Annotated in this window: 13 protein-coding genes and 3 pseudogenes; 6 read left to right on the top strand and 10 right to left on the bottom strand. The window is 71.9% G+C overall.

Going from position 1 to position 16,536, the window contains the following annotated elements:
* Nucleotides 1-7: 7 nt before the first annotated feature.
* The 3 genes and pseudogenes from MRQ36_RS17350 to MRQ36_RS17340 all read right to left on the bottom strand — a co-directional run bounded on the left by MRQ36_RS17350 (nucleotide 8) and on the right by MRQ36_RS17340 (nucleotide 4,085).
* Nucleotides 8-1,170 (bottom strand): annotated as a pseudogene (locus MRQ36_RS17350) (geranylgeranyl reductase family protein).
* Between the two features lie 178 nt (nucleotides 1,171-1,348).
* Nucleotides 1,349-2,200: a hypothetical protein gene (locus MRQ36_RS17345; RefSeq protein WP_242796807.1), complete on the bottom strand. Its 852-nt coding sequence runs from the start codon at nucleotides 2,198-2,200 to the stop codon at nucleotides 1,349-1,351.
* 40 nt (nucleotides 2,201-2,240) lie between these two features.
* Nucleotides 2,241-4,085: a phosphoenolpyruvate carboxykinase (GTP) gene (locus MRQ36_RS17340; protein ID WP_242796805.1), complete on the bottom strand. Its 1,845-nt coding sequence runs from the start codon at nucleotides 4,083-4,085 to the stop codon at nucleotides 2,241-2,243.
* A 426-nt stretch (nucleotides 4,086-4,511) separates the two neighbouring features.
* Between MRQ36_RS17340 and MRQ36_RS17335 the strand changes: the two genes are divergently transcribed.
* Together MRQ36_RS17335 and MRQ36_RS17330 are read left to right on the top strand one after the other, a co-directional pair.
* Nucleotides 4,512-5,102 carry a GtrA family protein gene (locus MRQ36_RS17335; RefSeq protein ID WP_278188387.1) on the top strand — a complete coding sequence of 197 codons (591 nt, stop codon included), beginning with the start codon at nucleotides 4,512-4,514 and terminating at the stop codon, nucleotides 5,100-5,102.
* 63 nt (nucleotides 5,103-5,165) lie between these two features.
* On the top strand, nucleotides 5,166-5,900 hold the full coding sequence (locus MRQ36_RS17330) for a GtrA family protein (RefSeq protein ID WP_242796801.1): 735 nt from the start codon (nucleotides 5,166-5,168) through the stop codon (nucleotides 5,898-5,900).
* Nucleotides 5,901-5,934: 34 nt separating this feature from the next.
* Here MRQ36_RS17330 and MRQ36_RS17325 read toward each other — a convergent pair whose 3' ends face one another.
* Together MRQ36_RS17325 and MRQ36_RS17320 are read right to left on the bottom strand one after the other, a co-directional pair.
* Complete coding sequence (locus MRQ36_RS17325) at nucleotides 5,935-6,507, bottom strand: PH domain-containing protein (protein WP_242796799.1); 573 nt, start codon at nucleotides 6,505-6,507, stop codon at nucleotides 5,935-5,937.
* Between the two features lie 79 nt (nucleotides 6,508-6,586).
* Nucleotides 6,587-7,462 (bottom strand): biotin--[acetyl-CoA-carboxylase] ligase, encoded by an 876-nt coding sequence (locus MRQ36_RS17320; RefSeq protein ID WP_242796797.1) that lies wholly within the window; start codon nucleotides 7,460-7,462, stop codon nucleotides 6,587-6,589.
* 110 nt (nucleotides 7,463-7,572) lie between these two features.
* On the opposite strand from MRQ36_RS17320, the gene MRQ36_RS17315 reads away from it, so the two are divergent.
* Entirely contained in the window at nucleotides 7,573-9,156 is a 1,584-nt protein-coding gene (locus tag MRQ36_RS17315) for an acyl-CoA carboxylase subunit beta (RefSeq protein WP_242796795.1), read from the top strand.
* Between the two features lie 68 nt (nucleotides 9,157-9,224).
* Here MRQ36_RS17315 and MRQ36_RS17310 read toward each other — a convergent pair whose 3' ends face one another.
* From MRQ36_RS17310 to MRQ36_RS17300, 3 genes are all read right to left on the bottom strand, one after another.
* A complete protein-coding gene (locus MRQ36_RS17310; protein ID WP_242796793.1) occupies nucleotides 9,225-9,854 on the bottom strand; it encodes a hypothetical protein in 630 nt (209 codons plus the stop codon).
* Between the two features lie 294 nt (nucleotides 9,855-10,148).
* Nucleotides 10,149-10,649, bottom strand: coding sequence for a SigE family RNA polymerase sigma factor (locus MRQ36_RS17305; protein ID WP_242796790.1), 501 nt, complete (start codon nucleotides 10,647-10,649; stop codon nucleotides 10,149-10,151).
* Between the two features lie 133 nt (nucleotides 10,650-10,782).
* Nucleotides 10,783-11,526, bottom strand: a complete 744-nt coding sequence (locus MRQ36_RS17300; protein ID WP_242796788.1) for a M50 family metallopeptidase — start codon at nucleotides 11,524-11,526, stop codon at nucleotides 10,783-10,785.
* Nucleotides 11,527-11,796: 270 nt separating this feature from the next.
* Here MRQ36_RS17300 and MRQ36_RS17295 point away from each other — a divergent pair, with 270 nt between their 5' ends.
* Complete coding sequence (locus MRQ36_RS17295; protein ID WP_242796786.1) at nucleotides 11,797-12,549, top strand: GH25 family lysozyme; 753 nt, start codon at nucleotides 11,797-11,799, stop codon at nucleotides 12,547-12,549.
* A 93-nt stretch (nucleotides 12,550-12,642) separates the two neighbouring features.
* On the opposite strand, the gene MRQ36_RS17290 is transcribed toward MRQ36_RS17295, so the two are convergent.
* Together MRQ36_RS17290 and MRQ36_RS33945 are read right to left on the bottom strand one after the other, a co-directional pair.
* Nucleotides 12,643-12,873, bottom strand: a complete 231-nt coding sequence (locus tag MRQ36_RS17290; protein ID WP_242796784.1) for a hypothetical protein — start codon at nucleotides 12,871-12,873, stop codon at nucleotides 12,643-12,645.
* Between the two features lie 89 nt (nucleotides 12,874-12,962).
* Nucleotides 12,963-14,964: pseudogene (locus tag MRQ36_RS33945) on the bottom strand (protein kinase).
* A 91-nt stretch (nucleotides 14,965-15,055) separates the two neighbouring features.
* On the opposite strand from MRQ36_RS33945, the pseudogene MRQ36_RS17275 reads away from it, so the two are divergent.
* A pseudogene (locus MRQ36_RS17275) lies at nucleotides 15,056-15,262 on the top strand (acyl-CoA carboxylase subunit epsilon); the annotation flags it as partial.
* A gap of 103 nt (nucleotides 15,263-15,365) precedes the next feature.
* Nucleotides 15,366-15,815, top strand: a complete 450-nt coding sequence (locus MRQ36_RS17270) for a hypothetical protein (RefSeq protein WP_242796780.1) — start codon at nucleotides 15,366-15,368, stop codon at nucleotides 15,813-15,815.
* Nucleotides 15,816-16,536 lie beyond the last annotated feature (721 nt).

Here is a 16,536-nt window from a genome sequence, read left to right as displayed (position 1 = left end):
TGGAAGATCAGTGCCGCGGTGGGTGATCCCTGGCCGGGAGACCGATGCCGATCATGGCCAGGGTACGCGCGTCGAGCCGTCCGTCGCCCAGCCCCAGCTCCACGACCGTCCGGTAGACCCGGTCGTCCCGTCCGGCCGCCCGGACGGCCGCGTCGACCACCCGACGGTGCCGGGCCAGCCAGGCGGCGACCGAGCTGTGCCGCAGGTGCGTGCCGAGCCGGCGGCGCAGCGTGTCCGCGTACCGGCCGGCGGCCCGGTCGGGGACGTCGCCGCCGCCGCCGCACCCGCGAGGGCCCCGGAGCGCAGCGCGTAGAAGATGCCCTCCCCGGTGAACGGGTTGATCAGCGAGAGGGCGTCGCCGGCCAGCACCGTCCGGCCCCGACCGGGCACCGGCCGGTGGGTGGAGAGCGGCAGGTGGTGGGCGCGCAGCCCGGTCACCGTGGCCGGATCGGTGTCGGGCAGCAGCGCGGCGAGGCGGTCCAGCAGGTGCGCCCGGGTCAGTGGCTCACCGCGCAGCACCTCCCCGTACCCGACGTTCGCCCGACCGTCGCCGATCGGGAAGGACCAGGCGTACGCCGGCCAGCGCGCCGCCGAGGTGACGATGAGCTGCTCGGCCGGCCCGGGCCGGGCCGGCGCGTAGCCGCGGATGGCCAGCGCCAGGTGACGGTCCGGGTTCGCCGGCTGACCGAGCGCCCGGCGGAGCACCGAGCCCGCGCCGTCCGCCCCGACCACCGCCCGCCCGGACAGCTCGCCGTCCAGCACCACCCGGTCCGCGCGCAGCTCCACCCGGCGTACGGTGTGCCGGCGCAGCTCCGCCCCGGCCGCGACCGCCGCCGCGACGAGGCGGGCGTCGAACACCTCCCGGGGCACCGTGTACGCCGGCCGGGGCAGCGCCCGGGCCACCGCCCCGCCACCGGGGCCGACCAGCCGCAGCGCGGGCAGCGGCGCGTACCCGTCGACCGCCCCGGTGACCCCGAGTTCGGCGAGGACGTCCAACGCGTGCGCCGCGATCCCGTCCCCGCACGCCTTGTCCCGGGGAAAGTCGGACCGGTCCAGCAACAGCACCCGAGCTCCCGCCCGCCGGGCGCTCAACGCGGCAGCCGCCCCCGCCGGCCCCGCCCCCACCACCACCACATCGAACTCGTCCGCCCCCACCCGCACTCCCCCCACCCGCCCCTCCCCCCACCCCGCCCCTCCCCATCCTCACCGCCCCCACCGGTGACGGGAAGCGGCCACGCCACCCCCCACCCGATCGATCATGGACTTGTGGCACCCGTTTCGCCCTCTTTCACACCTTTCGCGAGGGACCACAACTCCATGATCGACGGGAAGGGGTGGGGGTGGGGGGTTAGGCCGCCTCGGTGTGGGTGGCGCGGTGGAGGGCGTAGAGGGCGAGGAGGGCGGCCGACAGGAGGGGGGCGCCGTCGCGGATGAGGCCGTCCAGGCCCAGGAGCCACCAGCAGAGGGGGAGGTCGACCGCGAGCACGCCGAGGGTGATCATCACCAGGAGGCGGCGGGCCCAGGGGCGGCCGCGCATGAGGAACGCGGTGCAGAAGAGAACCAGATAGCTGACCGCGATGCCGGCGACGAACCAGAACAGCACGGCCGGCACCGCGCTGAGCTGCCCGTCCAGGACGGAACCGCCGGCAACCAGCGCGGGCACCAGCATCAGCGGGCTGTAGGTGAACGCGGCGACCCGGCTGGTGAGCAGCCAACCGGTGACCGGGGCGCGTTTCGGCGCGACCTCCCGCCAGGAGATCGTCCCGCCTTCCACGACCAGGCCCTTGCGGTGCCGGACCAGGTGCCCACCGACCCCGTCGGAGCGGTAGAGCAGCGCGACCACCGCCACGCAGAGCGCGGTGAGCAGCCCGAATCCCAGCAGGCCGGGCAACGCCGGCACGCCTTCCCGGGGTACGACCAGCCGGCCGACCGCGAAGACGGTGGTCACCGCGAGGATCAGCCCGAACGGCTTCGCCACGGTACGGCCCCGGTTGACGTGCCCGATCAGCACCAGGAAGCCCAGCGACCGGAGCATCGCCCAGCCGGTGCGTACGGCGAGGCCGAACTCCTGCTCCGGGGCGTACCAGTAGTTGAGCAGCTCGACCACGACGGTGGCCGCCGCCGTGACGGCGAGCAGGGTGGTCAGCGCCCGGACGGCGGACGGCCGCCGGACCTCGACAGGTTCGGCGGCCGTCCTCATGGGATCCGATGTTGCCCGGTACGGGCAACCGTCACACCTGCTACCGCTGCGGCTGCTCCGCGTCGAGCCGGGCGCGCAGCGCGTCCAGCTCGGCCCAGAGGACGCCCGGGAGCTTGTCCCCGAACTTCTCGAACCACTCGGTGACCAGCGGGAGCTCCTTGCGCCACTCCTCCGGGTCGACCTTGAGGGCGATCCGGACGTCCTCCGGGGTCATGTCCAGACCCTCGACGTCCAGCGCGTCCTGGGCGGGGACCATGCCGATCGGGGTCTCCACCGCGTCGGCGGTGCCCTCGATCCGCTCGATGACCCACTTCAGCACCCGCGAGTTCTCGCCGAAGCCGGGCCAGAGGAAGCTGCCCTCGGCGTCCTTGCGGAACCAGTTCACGTAGTAGATCTTGGGCAGCTTGGCCGCGTCACCGTCGGCGCCCTTGCCCATCTCGATCCAGTGCCGGAAATAGTCACCGGCGTTGTAGCCGATGAACGGCAGCATGGCCATCGGGTCGCGGCGGACCACACCGACCGCGCCGGAGGCGGCGGCGGTGGTCTCCGAGGAGAGGGTGGCACCCAGGTAGACGCCGTGCACCCAGTCCCGCGCCTCGGTGACCAGCGGGATGGTGTCCCGACGACGGCCGCCGAAGAGGATCGCGTCGATCGGCACGCCGTTCGGGTCGTAGTAGTCCTCGGCGAGGATCGGGCACTGGGTGATCGGGGTGCAGAACCGGCTGTTCGCGTGCGAGGAGAGGTTGTCGCTCTCCGGCGTCCAGTCGTTGCCCTTCCAGTCGATCAGGTGCGCCGGCGGCTCACCCATGCCCTCCCACCAGATGTCGCCGTCGTCGGTGAGCGCGACGTTGGTGAAGATGGAGTTGCCGCGGTCGAGCGTCCGCATGGCGTTGGCGTTGGTCTTCCAGTCGGTGCCCGGCGCGACGCCGAAGAGGCCGTACTCCGGGTTGACGGCGTAGAGGCGGCCGTCCGGGCCGAAGCGCATCCAGGCGATGTCGTCGCCGATGGTCTCGACCTTCCAGCCCGGGATGGTCGGCTCCAGCATGGCGAGGTTGGTCTTGCCGCAGGCCGACGGGAAGGCGCCGGCGACGTGGTAGACCTTGCCCTCCGGCGAGGTGATCTTGAGGATCAGCATGTGCTCGGCGAGCCAGCCCTCGTCGCGCCCCATCACGCTGGCGATCCGCAGCGAGTAGCACTTCTTGCCGAGCAGCGAGTTGCCGCCGTAGCCGGAGCCGAACGACCAGATCTCCCGGGTCTCCGGGAAGTGCGAGATGTACTTGGTGTCGTTGCACGGCCAGGCCACGTCCTGCTGGCCGGCGTCGAGCGGGGCACCGATGGAGTGCAGCGCGTGCACGAAGTCGGCGTCGTCGCCCATCGCCTCGAGGACCTTGACACCCATCCGGGTCATGATCCGCATCGAGGCGACCACGTACGGACTGTCGGTGATCTCGACGCCGAACATCGGGCTCTCGGCCTCGACCGGACCCATGCAGAACGGGATGACGTACATGGTGCGTCCGCGCATCGAACCGCGGTACAGCTCCGTCATCGTCCGCTTCATCTCGGCCGGCGCCATCCAGTTGTTGGTGGGGCCGGCGTCCGCCTCGTCGACGGAGCAGATGAAGGTGCGCTCCTCGACCCGGGCGACGTCCGTGGGGTCCGTACGCGCGTAGAACGAGTTGGGCTTCTTCTCGGGATTCAGCCGGATCAGGGTGCCGTTGTCGACTAGCTCGTCGGTGAGGCGGCGCCACTCCTCGTCGGACCCGTCCACCCAGACCACCCGGTCGGGGGTGGTCAGTTCCGCGACCTCACGGACCCAGGCGAGCAGTTTGGGGTGGGACGTCGGGGCCTGATCGATACCCCGAACAGCAGCCGGAGCAACCATGTCACATCTCCTTGTGGTCGACGCTGACCGATCTATGGGATGCACGAGTTCTGGCGAGCGAGGCGTCGCCTTCGTGGAAACCTGGGATTGGCCTCAGCGTAAACCGGGCTGCCTCGCGAGTCAGTGGGACTGGTTGTGAAGAACTGCACAAGGTACGGCCACGCTGCGGTATCACGAGCTAATACCCGCTTTCGCGCGCAGTTTCACGCAAATCCTGCGGCGAACCTTCGACACCCGTCGGCGGGCCGGGCCACCCGCGAGTGGAAGTACGCGCCACGGTCGGGCGAGACGATTCGGTGATCCGATCCGCAATTCCGCCACATCCGGTTACGCTGCGTTCATCGGCGTACCGGCCCGGTCGTGGCACCCCGTCACGGCACCACGACGCTCCGACGCCCGGCCGAACCGGGTGTCGACGGGTCGTCGTTGCTACCCGTCGCGCGCGCGGACACCCGGTACGCTCGGCGGGTGGCCGTGACGACGACCGGGGACCAACCGGGCACCCCACAGACCCGGCCGGGTCTGGTCCGCTCCCTCGTGGAGCGTTTCGGCCACCTGGTGCGGGAGGTCAGCAAGTTCGCCACCGTCGGCGGCCTGGCCTTCCTGGTGGACTTCGCGCTGTTCAACTATCTGGCCAGCGGGCAGCACCTGCCGCCGGTGGCCGCGAAGACCATCTCGACGGTGGTCGCCGCGACCCTGGCCTTCCTGGGCAACCGGTTCTGGACCTGGCGGCACCGCGAACGCTCGCACCCGGCCCGCGAGTACGCACTGTTCTTCTTCTTCAACGGGGTCGGCCTGGGCATCACGGTGGGCTGCCTCGCACTCAGCCACTACGGCCTGGGCGCCATCTGGCCGGCGGTGTTCCAGACGCCGCTGGCCGACAACGTCGCCAGCTTCCTCGTCGGCACCGGCCTGGGGACGCTGTTCCGGTTCTGGTCGTACCGGCGGTTCGTTTTCGTGGAAGCGGGAACTCCCGTCGTTCCGGCACCTGGTCACGATCCCGAGTCCACGGCGTGATCCAGCGCCCACCCCGTCCCGCCGGGCCGAGCCGGCCCCGCCCACTGCCCTAAGGTGTTCCGCATGCGTCTTGTCCGTCTGCTACCCGAGCGCTGGCAGAAGTTCATCCACGAGGCGCTCAAATTCGGCATCGTCGGGGGCATCAACACCGCGATCAATTACGCGGTGTTCAATGCGCTGGCACTCACCGTTTTCCGCGACGGTCAGCTCAAGGCGACGGTGATCGCGACGATCGTGGCGACGATCACGTCGTATCTGATGAATCGTCACTGGACGTACCGGGATCGCCCGAAATCTGCCATGCGGCGGGAGTACGTCCTTTTCTTCGTCTTCAACGCCACCGGTCTGGTCATCGAACTCGGTGTCCTGGCCGCCGCGAAGTACGGCCTCGGCGTCAACGGCCTGCTCGCGCTGAACGTGGCGAAGACCGGCGGCGTGCTGCTGGCCACCATGTTCCGCTTCTGGTCCTACCGGACCTTCGTCTTCCAGCCGGTGCCCCAGCACGCGGCCGAGACCTGGCACACCATCCCACGGGACGAGTGGGACACCATGGCCGAGATGGACCCGGTGGCCGAGCTGGCCGAGTCCGTCAGCGAGCTGGAGGAGACCGAGCCGCGCCCGGGCGAGCAGCCCGAACGCGGCACCGGTCGACGCGGGACGGAGCCGGCGTACGGCGCACCGGCCCAGGGCCGGCCCGCCGCGGCGGACGCCGCGCTGGGCCGTACCCTCGATGCCGATCTGGACGCGGAGCTCGCCGCCGAGTTCCACGCCGGCACCCGGCGCTCCCCGCGCCGCTGACCCACCGCGTCCCGGCGGGCAGCGGCCGGAAAGGTCAGGCCGACGGGTCGCGCAGCGGCTTGCCGTCCCGCAGGTCCGCCATGATCTCGCGCATCTCGCCGTCACCGAGGCTGTGCTTGTCGTGCTGCGCCTCGACCAGCTCGTAGAGCGTGGTCTGCACCCGGTCCACCCGGGGCACGTCCTTGAGCACCGACTGGCCGCGCTCCCCCGCCGACTCGATGGTGAGGGTGCCGCAACCGAGCAGCCGCTCCACGAACTTCTGGTGCATCGAGTGGTCGTTGATCCGGGTCAGCGGGAGGTCACGCCGGTTGCGGGAGAAGACGCCCTCCTGGAGCAGCACCCGCTCGTTGGTGAAGAGGTAGTGGGTGGTGCGCCAGATCAGGAACGGCCAGAGCCCCAGCGAGACCACCAGCACCAGACCGACCACGGCGATCGCGTAGAGCGCGATCGTGCCGCCGTCCCCCGCGGGCAGCAACGCCCAGCCGGCGACCACCGCCGCGACGGTGAGCACCAGCACCAGGATCGGCCGGATCAGGGCCTTCCAGTGCGGGTGCAGGTGGAGCACGACGTGCTCGTCCTCGGTGAGCACGTCTTCGGGAAACGCCACAGGAACCTCCTCGCAGAACGGACGCGCTGACCGTAACCGGTCGGCGCTCCCCCGGGGATCGGCCGCGCGGCGGGTGCGGTCACCGAAGGTGCAGCACGTCCCCGGCGGCCAGCGCGAGGCGGCCGGTGGCGGTGTCGACCTGGAGCTGACCGTCGGGGTCGACGCCGGTGGCGGTGCCGCGCACGTCCCGGCCGTCGGGCAGCAGCACCCGGACCTGGCGGCCGATGGTGGCGCAACCGGCCAGGTAGGCGTCGCGCAGGCCGCTGGCCACCGCGTCGCCGCCGGCCGCGCGCCACCGGTCGTACCAGTCGGCGAGCGAGCGGAGCAGGGCCCGCAGCAGCGGGTCCCGGTCGGTCGCCGCCGCGCCGGCCAGCTGCAGCGAGGTGGCCGGCAGGCCGGTCGGGTTCTCCGGCAGCTCGTCCGCGCGGAGGGTGACGTTCAGGCCGACGCCGACCACGATCGCCGGCGGCTGGGCGGCGGACGGGCCGGGCACCGCCTCGGCGAGCACCCCGGCCACCTTCGCGCCGTCGATCAGCAGGTCGTTGGGCCACTTCAGGCGGGCGTCCAGCTCGGCCAGCCGGGCCACCGCCTCGACCAGCGCCACCCCGGCCAGCAGCGGCAGCCAGCCGTACCCGGCGGGCGGCACGGGCGACCAGCCGCGCTCCGGGACGGCCTCGCCGGGGCGCAGCAGCACGCTGGTCGCGATGCCGGCGCGCGGCGGCGACTGCCACACCCGGCCGCGCCGGCCACGTCCCGAGGTCTGCCGCTCGGCGACCACGACCAGCCCCTCCGGCTCGCCGGCCTGGGCGGCGGCGACCACGTCGGCGTTGGTGGAGCCGGTCTCCGCGCGCAGCTCCAGCCGGCGCCACGGGCCGTGCGGGGCGAGCAGCGCGCGCCGCAGCCGGACCGCCGACAGCGGCGGTCGGTCCAGGTCGGTGTACGGCGAGCCGGGCATCCCGCCAGCCTACGGCCCGGCCCGGCCCGTCGCCGCGACCGCACCGCACCCGGGCGCACTGAGGCGCACTGCACAACGGCGGCGCCCTGAACCATCGTTATATTCCCTGGGTGACTACCGAGACCGGGATCAACATCCACAGCACCGCGGGCAAGCTGGCGGACCTGGACCGTCGGGTCGACGAGGCGGTGCACGCCGGGTCGGCGCGCGCGGTCTCCAAGCAGCACGCGAGGGGCAAGAAGACCGCGCGGGAACGCATCGAGATGCTGCTCGACGAGGGTTCCTTCGTCGAGCTGGACGAGCTGGCCCGGCACCGGTCGACGGCCTTCGGGCTGGAGCGCAACCGCCCGTACGGCGACGGCGTGGTGACCGGCTACGGCACGGTGGACGGCCGGCAGGTCTGCGTCTTCGCCCAGGACTTCACGGTCTTCGGCGGCTCCCTCGGCGAGGTCTTCGGCGAGAAGATCGTCAAGGTGATGGACCTGGCCATGAAGATCGGCTGCCCGGTGATCGGCATCAACGACTCCGGTGGCGCCCGGATCCAGGAGGGCGTCGCCTCGCTGGGCCTCTACGGCGAGATCTTCTTCCGCAACGTCCGGGCCAGCGGCGTCATCCCGCAGATCTCGCTGATCATGGGCCCGTGCGCGGGCGGCGCGGTCTACTCGCCGGCGGTCACCGACTTCACCGTGATGGTCGACCAGACCTCGCACATGTTCATCACCGGCCCCGACGTGATCAAGACGGTCACCGGCGAGGACGTCGGGATGGAGGAGCTGGGCGGCGCGCGCACCCACAACGCGCGCAGCGGCAACGCGCACTACCTCGGCAGCGACGAGTCCGACGCGGTCGAGTACGTCAAGGCGCTGCTGTCGTACCTGCCGTCGAACAACCTGGACGAGCCGGTGGTCTACGAGGCCCCGGCCGACCTCTCCGTGACTGACGAGGACCGGGAGCTGGACACGCTGATCCCGGACTCGGCGAACCAGCCGTACGACATCCACCGGGTCATCGAGCACGTCGTCGACGACGGCGAGTTCCTGGAGGTCCAGCCGCTCTACGCGCAGAACATCGTGGTCGGCTTCGGCCGGGTCGAGGGCCGCCCGGTGGGCGTGGTGGCCAACCAGCCGATGCACTTCGCCGGCACGCTGGACATCGCCGCGTCGGAGAAGGCCGCCCGCTTCGTCCGCACCTGCGACGCGTTCAACATCCCGGTGCTGACCTTCGTGGACGTCCCCGGCTTCCTCCCCGGCACCGGGCAGGAGTGGGACGGCATCATCCGCCGCGGCGCGAAGCTCATCTACGCGTACGCCGAGGCGACCGTCCCGAAGGTCACCGTGATCACCCGCAAGGCCTACGGCGGCGCGTACGACGTGATGGGCTCCAAGCACCTCGGCGCGGACCTGAACTTCGCCTGGCCGACCGCGCAGATCGCGGTGATGGGCGCGCAGGGCGCGGTGAACATCCTCTACCGCTCGGAGCTGGCGAACGCCGACGACCCGGCCGCCGTCCGGGCCGAGAAGATCGCCGAGTACGAGGACACCCTCGCCAACCCGTACATCGCCGCCGAGCGGGGCTACGTCGACTCGGTGATCCCGCCGCACGAGACGCGTACGCAGATCGTGCGGGCCCTGCGCGTGCTGCGTACCAAGCGGGAGACCCTGCCCCCGAAGAAGCACGGCAACATCCCGCTGTAGGTGTAAGGAGGGGCCCCCTGTTAACGCATTCTGCATAGCAGGGGGCCCCTGTTAACACGCGTGGAGGCTCAGCAGGCCGAGTTGGCGACGGGGCAGAGGCGGGCGGCGGCCCGCCGGCCCAGTGCCTCCAGGTCGGGGTAGCTCATTCCCGGGCCGGTGCCGTCGATCCGGTCGGCGATAGTCCCCGGCCCCGGCGCGATTACCGTCACCAGGTCACCGACCCGGATCACCAGCGTCACGTCGACGGACGCGGCCGGACCCGCCGGCCCGTCGCCGGCCAGGTCGGCGGGCTCGCCCACCACGTGCCGCAGCAGCACCGACTGGTCACCGGCGAAGCCGTCGAGCGCCGTCTCCCAGCGGTCCACCAACTCGCCGGAGACCGCGCGGCCGGTCAGCGACCGGGCCGCGGTCGTCCGCCACTCCGGGCAGGCCTGCACCATCCGGTCGATGTCCCCGAAGAGTCCCAGGCCCCACGGCGGGTCGACCCGGTACACGTCCTGGCTGAGTACCGGTTCACCGGCCGGGGATCGCAGCAGGGTGCGGGACCGGGAGTAGCGGGAAGCCGTCGGCTTCAGGTAGATCTGCCTCTCGCGGGCGCAGGTCTCCAACCGCGCGTCGACCCGTACCGACTCGCCGAGGCCGCTGTCGCCGAGCCGTACGGCTGTCTTGACGGAAAGGTCGCGCGGTTCCAGCAGCACGGTGTCGGGGATCTCGGCCCGGCCGGACGGTGTCGGCGCGACCGGCGAGGCCGCCGGGTCGGCCGATCGGGCCGAGGAGGAGGAGTCGGGCCGGCCGCCACCGGGCCGAGCGGACCGCCGGCGCGGTCGGCCGCGACCGCGGTGGCGGCCGACGCGACGAGCAGGACGGCGACCGCCGCCACCAGCGTCGTGCGTCGGCTCCGCCGCCGGGCCCGGGCCCGCAGTTCGGCCGGCTCGGCCCAGCGGACGTTCCGCAACTCCTGTTGCACCAGTGCGACGAAGGTGAGGTCGTCGTCACGCATCGGTGGCCTCCTCCAGGTCCACGACGGCGAGCAGTCCGGCGAGCGCGGTCCGCCCCCGGGACAGTCGTGCCTTGACCGTGCCGACCGGGGCCGAGGTCTCCCGGGCCACCTCGGCGACCGGCATGCCCACCAGGTAGTAGAGGGCGAGGGCGATCCGTTGCTCCTCCGGCAGCCGGCGCAGGGCCGCCACCACCTCCACCGTGTCGGTGCCCGGGCCGGGGATGCTCTCCTCCGCCCCGTGCCGCAGGTAGGCGCGGGCCCGGCTGCGCAGGCTGCGCCAGCGGCTGACCGCGATCCGGCTGGCCACCACCCGTACCCAGGCCTCCGGGTCGTCGTAGTCACGCACCGTCGACCAGCGCTGCCAGGCCCGGATGTACGCCTCCTGCACCGCGTCCTGGGCCTCGGCCAGGTTGCCGGTGAGTACGCAGACGAAGCCGAGCAGCCGTTGCCGGCTCCCCCGGTAGAACTCGTCGAACCCGTCGACGTCCGGCACCCTGCTACCTCCCCCGTGGCGGTCGCAGGGGACACGCCTGGCGCGGCGACGCCGGTTGCCGGCTCAGCCGATCATTTTCTCCAGCTCGGCGATCGGGAAGCCCTCTCCTGTGGCGGTCGGGTGGGCCGGTGGGTCAGAACCGGAGGCCGGCGTCGGTCAGGTACTGGCCGGCGAGCAGCAGCGCGCCGACGCCCAGGGCGGCGAGGCTGACCAGGGCGAAGACGGTCACCCAGAACAGCGCCGGGAACGGGGTGAGCCGGGCGAGCTGGTCGGCGTCGGACTCCGGCATCCGGCCCCGGCTGCGCTGCCGTTGCAGCTCCACCACCGGGCGTACGCCGCCGAAGAGCAGGAACCAGACCGAGGTCCAGGCGAACGCGGCCTGCACCTGCGGCGGGGCGTACCAGGAGACGGCGAGCACGACGCCGCCGGTGACCAGCAGCGACAGCACGCCGAACACGTTGCGGATCATGACGAGCATGGCCAGCAACAGCGCCACGGCCACCCAGAGCAGCAGGGTGATCCGGTTGCCGGCGAGCAGCCAGGCACCACCGAGGCCGACCAGCGACGGGGCCACGTAGCCGGCCAGCAGGGTGAGGATCATTCCCGGGCCGGTGGGGCGGCCGGCGGAGAGGGTGAGCCCCGAGGTGTCCGAGTGCAACCGGATGCCGCGCAGCTTCCGGCCGGTCAGCAGGGCCACCAGGGCGTGCCCACCCTCGTGCGCGATGGTGACGGCGTTCCGGGCGATCCGCCACGGCGTCCGGGTGGCCACGACCAGCAGCGCGACGACGGCGGTGAGCAGCACCAGCAACGGCGGCGGATCGGGCTGCGCGCCCAGGAGCGTGTCCCAGATGGTGGTGAGGCCGTCGATCAGGGGCATGGGCGGGGAGCCTACCGCCACGACCTGGTGTCATGCCTAGCCGGCGGCTCGTATCGTGTGTGACTGACCGGGGGCCGAGTCCGGCGAGACGTTGACGATCACTGAGCCGTTCCGCTGGGTGCTCGACCCGGTCACGCTCCGCTGACCGACACCGATCAGTCACCGCAGCGTCGACCGGTGTCTATGAAAATTTCTTTAGTATCTCTTGCATTACGAGGCACTTACCTCCAAAGATTGTCGTCAATCGATTTGGCGTCCCTGGAGGCATCAATGACCCGTACCCGATTCTCGCTGCGCCGGCTGCTGGCCGCCGGCCTCACCGTCGCCGCCACCGCGGCGGCGGCCCTGGTCGCCACCGCCGGACCGGCGGCCGCGGCCACCACCCCCGGCATCGACGTCTCGCGCTACCAGGGCAGCATCAACTGGACCAGCGTGAAGAACTCGGGCATCCAGTTCGCCTTCATCAAGGCCACCGAGGGCACCAGCTACAAGGACGCCAACTTCAACAGCAACTACACCAACGCCTACAACGCGGGCGTGATCCGCGGGGCGTACCACTTCGCCCGGCCGAACATCTCCGGTGGCGCGACCCAGGCCGACTACCTGGCCAGCAACGGTGGCGCCTGGTCCGCCGACAGCCGTACGCTGCCCGCCGCACTCGACATCGAGGCCAACCCGTACAGCGGCGGCTACTGCTACGGCAAGACCACCTCCGGGATGCGGACCTGGATCAGCGACTTCCTGAGCCGCTACAAGTCCCGCACCGGCCGGTACGCGGTCATCTACACCACCACCAGCTGGTGGAACCAGTGCACCGGCAGCTGGACCGCCCCGTGGGCCAACCACCCGCTCTGGCTGGCCCGCTGGTCCAGCACGCCGGGCAGCCTGCCGGCCGGCGCGCCGGTCTGGAGCTTCTGGCAGTACACGTCCAGCGGCAGCGTCTCCGGGATCAGCGGCAACGTCGACCGCAACTACTGGAACGGCGACCGGACCCGCCTGGTGGCGCTGGCCAACAACACCTGATCCGCCGCAGACAGGTCGGCGGCAGCGGGATCGACTGTCACCCCTCGGGGTGCCCAGTTGGTCCGGCTGCCGCCACCGTCGTACGTACCCGGGTCAGGCCCTCCGTCGCGCGGCGACCGGGACGGGCAGCGTGCCCCGCCCGGCCACGGTGGCCCGGCGGCTCAACCGCCAGCCCGCCACCGCCGCGACGGTGAGGACCACGACACCGATCACCGCGGCCGGCGCGGAGACTCCCGCGCTCACCAGCAGCAGGACGATGTCCCCCAGCGCGACCAGCATCCACAGCGCCAGCCGGGGCGTGGTGTCCTTGCGTCGGTAACCCATGTCGCACCTCCTTCCGTCGTCGAGGATCAACTACCCCGTTCGACGGAAAGCCATGCGAATCAGTTTCGTGGCGGTGGGAACTCCCGCGCTCAGTTCACCCGGTCCGGCTTGAAACCCTTGGTGATGAGGTCCCAGGTGGCCAGGTTCGCCTGCCAGTCCTTCTCCGCCACCTCCCAGCGCAGCGCGTACCCACGGTTGCTGGCGGTGGCGACGCCCCGGTTGCGCACGTGCGTCCGCGTCCCGTTCGACGTCTGGTACCAGTCCCAGTCGGCGCAGGTGCGGTAGTAGCCGTCGCAGCGCGTGATCCCGATGAGCTTGTAGTTGCTCACGTAGTTACGGCGAGCCGGCTCCTGCTGCCGCCAGTCCGTGTACGCGTCCTTCTTCGGGCTGTCCGTCCACTGCATGTAGAGCCGTCGCCCACCGGCCGGGTCGGTGAACGTCACCGAGTTGTTGCCGTTGCTGCTGCGCCAGCCGTCCGGCAGCGGGACCTCGAAGCCGTTCGGGCCCCGGTAGTAGCGCCAGCCGGCGGGCAGCGTGAAACCACCGGCGGACGGGCTGGCCGAAGCGCTCGCGGACGGGGTCGGGCTGGGGGCGGCGCTGGTCGGCGGGGGCGCGGCCGACGCCGTGGTGGGCGCTGCCGACGAGGCCGCCGGTGCGGGCGTGGTGGCACCGGCCTGCTGGCCGCCGCCGTCACCCTTCTGGTCGCCGCCCCGGTTGAGCAGCGGCACGATCACCACGAGCCCGAGCAGCAGCAGCGCGACCGCGACGCCGATCAGCACGTTGCGCCGCGTGTGGTCCGGCTTCGTGCCCGACACGACGGTGGCCCGGCCGGTCGTCGGCGCCGGACTCACCTGGTCCGGCATGACCGACGTCGGGTTCGCCGGGCGGGCCGGCGGCGGCGCCCCCACCGAGGTGTCGTCGACCGAGGTGTCGTCGGCGGCGACCGGCGACCCGTCGAGCCGGGTGTCGTCGAGGGCGGGATCGGGAGCATCCACAGTGGCCGACGTGGGCAGGTCGACCTTCGCGGTGGGTGCCGCGTCGGCGCTCGCGGGCACCTTGGCGGTGGCGTCGTCCGCGGCCACGGCACCGGCAGCGGCGGCACCCGAAGCGGCGGCGGCGCTCACCTCGGGCTTGCGCGGCGCGGGAGCGACGGACCGCTGGTCGAACGGTCCTCGGCCGGGCGCGGTGCCGGCACCAGTGGGGGCGCGGCTCGCGCGGGCCGTTCGGGCCCGGCCGGCGTACGCCGTCCAGCAGCGAGATGCTCTTGGCCCGCTTGCCGCCGGCCTTGCGGAGCAGGCGCTCCGCCACCTCGGCGGTGATCCGCTCGGCCGGGTCCTTGCGGAGCAGGCCGTTGAGGACCGGCTTGAGCGGCCCGGCGTTCTTCGGCGGCGGCATCGGCTCGGTGGCCAGCGCCGCCAGCGTCGCGATCGCCGACGGGCGCGCGTACGGCGACTTGCCCTCCACGGCCGCGTAGAGGGTCGCGCCCAGCGACCAGAGGTCGGCCTCCGGCCCGGCCGTGCCGTCCTTGGCCCGCTCCGGGGCGATGTACGCCGGGGAGCCCAGCACCATGCCGGTCCGGGTCACGTTCGGGTCGCCGGGAATGGTCGCCAGACCGAAATCGGTCAGCACCACCCGGCCGTCGTCACCGAGCAGCACGTTGCCCGGCTTGACGTCGCGGTGCATCACGCCGGCCTTGTGCGCGGCCTTCAGCGCACCGAGCACACCCAGCCCGATCTCCACCGCCTTGGCCGGCGACACCGGCCCGTCCTCGGCGAGGGTGTCCTGCAACGACTTCGACGGGACGTACTCCATGACGATCCACGGGTCGCCGTCGGTGCGCAGCACGTCGAAGATGCGGACCACGTTGATGTTGTTCAGCCGGGCGATGGCCCGCGCCTCACGCAGCGAGCGTTCCCGCATCTCGCGGCGCTCCTCCGGGGTGAGGCTGGGCGGCGGGACGAGCTCCTTGATGGCGACGTCCCGGTGCAGCACCTCGTCGCGCGCCTTCCACACCCGACCCATGCCGCCCTGGCCGAGCGGCGAGATGAGCCGGTATCGGTCAGCGACGAGTTGGGGAAGCGCGTTCGACATCGAGAAGACGGTACCCGGCGGGTGCGACCGTCACACCGCCGGCACGCCACTGTGCGGCGAAGGTCAAGTTCTCGACGCGTACCCTGTCGTCATGTCTGCCGAAGAGCCGCTGTTCCGGGTCGTGCGCGGCGTGCCCACCGCCGAGGAACTGGCCGCCCTGGTCGGTGCCATCGTCGTCCGGACCCGACCCGCCGCCGCGCCCGCGCCGACCCCCGTGTCGCAGTGGACGCGCAGCGCCCGACCCGCCGCCGCGGCGCTCGCCGCCGGTCGCGGAGCGTGGCGCGCGTCCGGCCTCCCCGCTGAGCTTCCCCGGGTACGCCTGCTCCCTGGGGCTGCCGGTATCGCGGCGCAGCCATTAACCTCACTCAGGGAAACGGCTCCGTGACGGGTAGGGAGGATCGATGATCCCCGAGGAGGATCGCCCAGCGTCCTGGCTGCGCGACTACGCCGGCATCGAGGCCGACATCCGCAGGATGCGCGAATTCGCCGACCGGCTCCAGGCCGAGGTCGACCGGAACTACGCGCCGCACCTGTCCTACATCGCGGACGACATGCGGGCCCCGGTGCCCAACCCCGCCGACGCCTTCGTCGAGCTGGTCCAGTTCCTCCACGCGCACAACGAGACCCAGCAGGCCACCGTCAACATGGTGTGGGACGTCGGCCGGGCCACCGGCTTCCTGGCCGGCGCCGCCGGCAAGATCGCCAGCAGCCACGAACACACCGACGCGTTCGCCTCCGCCCGCGTCGCCGACGTCGAGAGCGCCCTCGCCCAGGCGCACGGCACGTCCCGACCGCTGCCCGCACTCCCCGACCCGACCGCCCCCGAGAACGGGCGGGTGGTGCTGCCGTGATCAAACGAGAAGGCGGCCGCACCTCCGGCCTCACCGACTGGCAGCTCATGGACGTGCTCAGCATGTGGGCCTGCCTCCAGGACCAGGAGACCACCGGCCATTGGAAGCAGGTCGCCGGTTGGCGCAAGGTCTGCGACCTCGCCCAGACCCACCTGGGCCGGCTGCGCGAATACCGCCGCGGGCTCGCCGAGGCGTGGCCCCCGGAGACGAACGCCGCCGCGCGGACGTACATCGTCGAGCTGGACCAGCTCATCGACAAGGTGCAGCGCACCCACGACGCGGCCGCTGCGAACCACGACGCGCTCTCCGCCGCCGCCCGCGCGCTCGGCAGCGCCCGCGCCGGCCTCGAGCCGATCTACCAGGAGTACGCCACCAAGCTCCAGCAGAAGCAGTCGTACGAGGCGACGGTCGCCGACCCCAAGGCGCTGGCAGGGAGCCGACTGCCGGACCAGCCGGTGACGGCGGCGGACCTGGAGCGGTTGAACGTGCAGGCGCGGGAGTTGATGACCGGGCTCAGCGGCGAACTCCAACAAGCCCAGGTAATGCTCCGGAGGCCCCCTACCCCCAAAACGTGGCCCGGCGTTGATCATCTGCCTCCCGACCAGCAGCCTCCCCCCGCATCCATCCCAACAGTTCCTCCTATCGTTCCCATGCCGTTGGCTATCTCCAATACCCCTTTGAGGTCTACTAAGCCAGCTGCGACAGGACAACCTTTGCCAAC

The sequence above is a fragment of the Micromonospora sp. R77 genome (assembly GCF_022747945.1).
Lineage (GTDB): Bacteria > Actinomycetota > Actinomycetes > Mycobacteriales > Micromonosporaceae > Micromonospora.
Note: the sequence above shows the minus strand (reverse complement) of the source record. Positions and strands in the feature narration are given on the sequence as shown.

Excerpts from the sequence above, each read along its gene's own strand:
- MRQ36_RS17320 (WP_242796797.1), bottom strand. The coding sequence starts at position 7,462 with ATGCCCGGCTCGCCGTACACCGACCTGGACCGACCGCCGCTGTCGGCG.
- MRQ36_RS17290 (WP_242796784.1), bottom strand. The coding sequence starts at position 12,873 with ATGGGTTACCGACGCAAGGACACCACGCCCCGGCTGGCGCTGTGGATG.
- MRQ36_RS17340 (WP_242796805.1), bottom strand. The coding sequence starts at position 4,085 with ATGGTTGCTCCGGCTGCTGTTCGGGGTATCGATCAGGCCCCGACGTCC.
- MRQ36_RS17330 (WP_242796801.1), top strand. The coding sequence starts at position 5,166 with ATGCGTCTTGTCCGTCTGCTACCCGAGCGCTGGCAGAAGTTCATCCAC.
- MRQ36_RS17300 (WP_242796788.1), bottom strand. The coding sequence starts at position 11,526 with ATGCCCCTGATCGACGGCCTCACCACCATCTGGGACACGCTCCTGGGC.
- MRQ36_RS17345 (WP_242796807.1), bottom strand. The coding sequence starts at position 2,200 with ATGAGGACGGCCGCCGAACCTGTCGAGGTCCGGCGGCCGTCCGCCGTC.
- MRQ36_RS17295 (WP_242796786.1), top strand. The coding sequence starts at position 11,797 with ATGACCCGTACCCGATTCTCGCTGCGCCGGCTGCTGGCCGCCGGCCTC.
- MRQ36_RS17270 (WP_242796780.1), top strand. The coding sequence starts at position 15,366 with ATGATCCCCGAGGAGGATCGCCCAGCGTCCTGGCTGCGCGACTACGCC.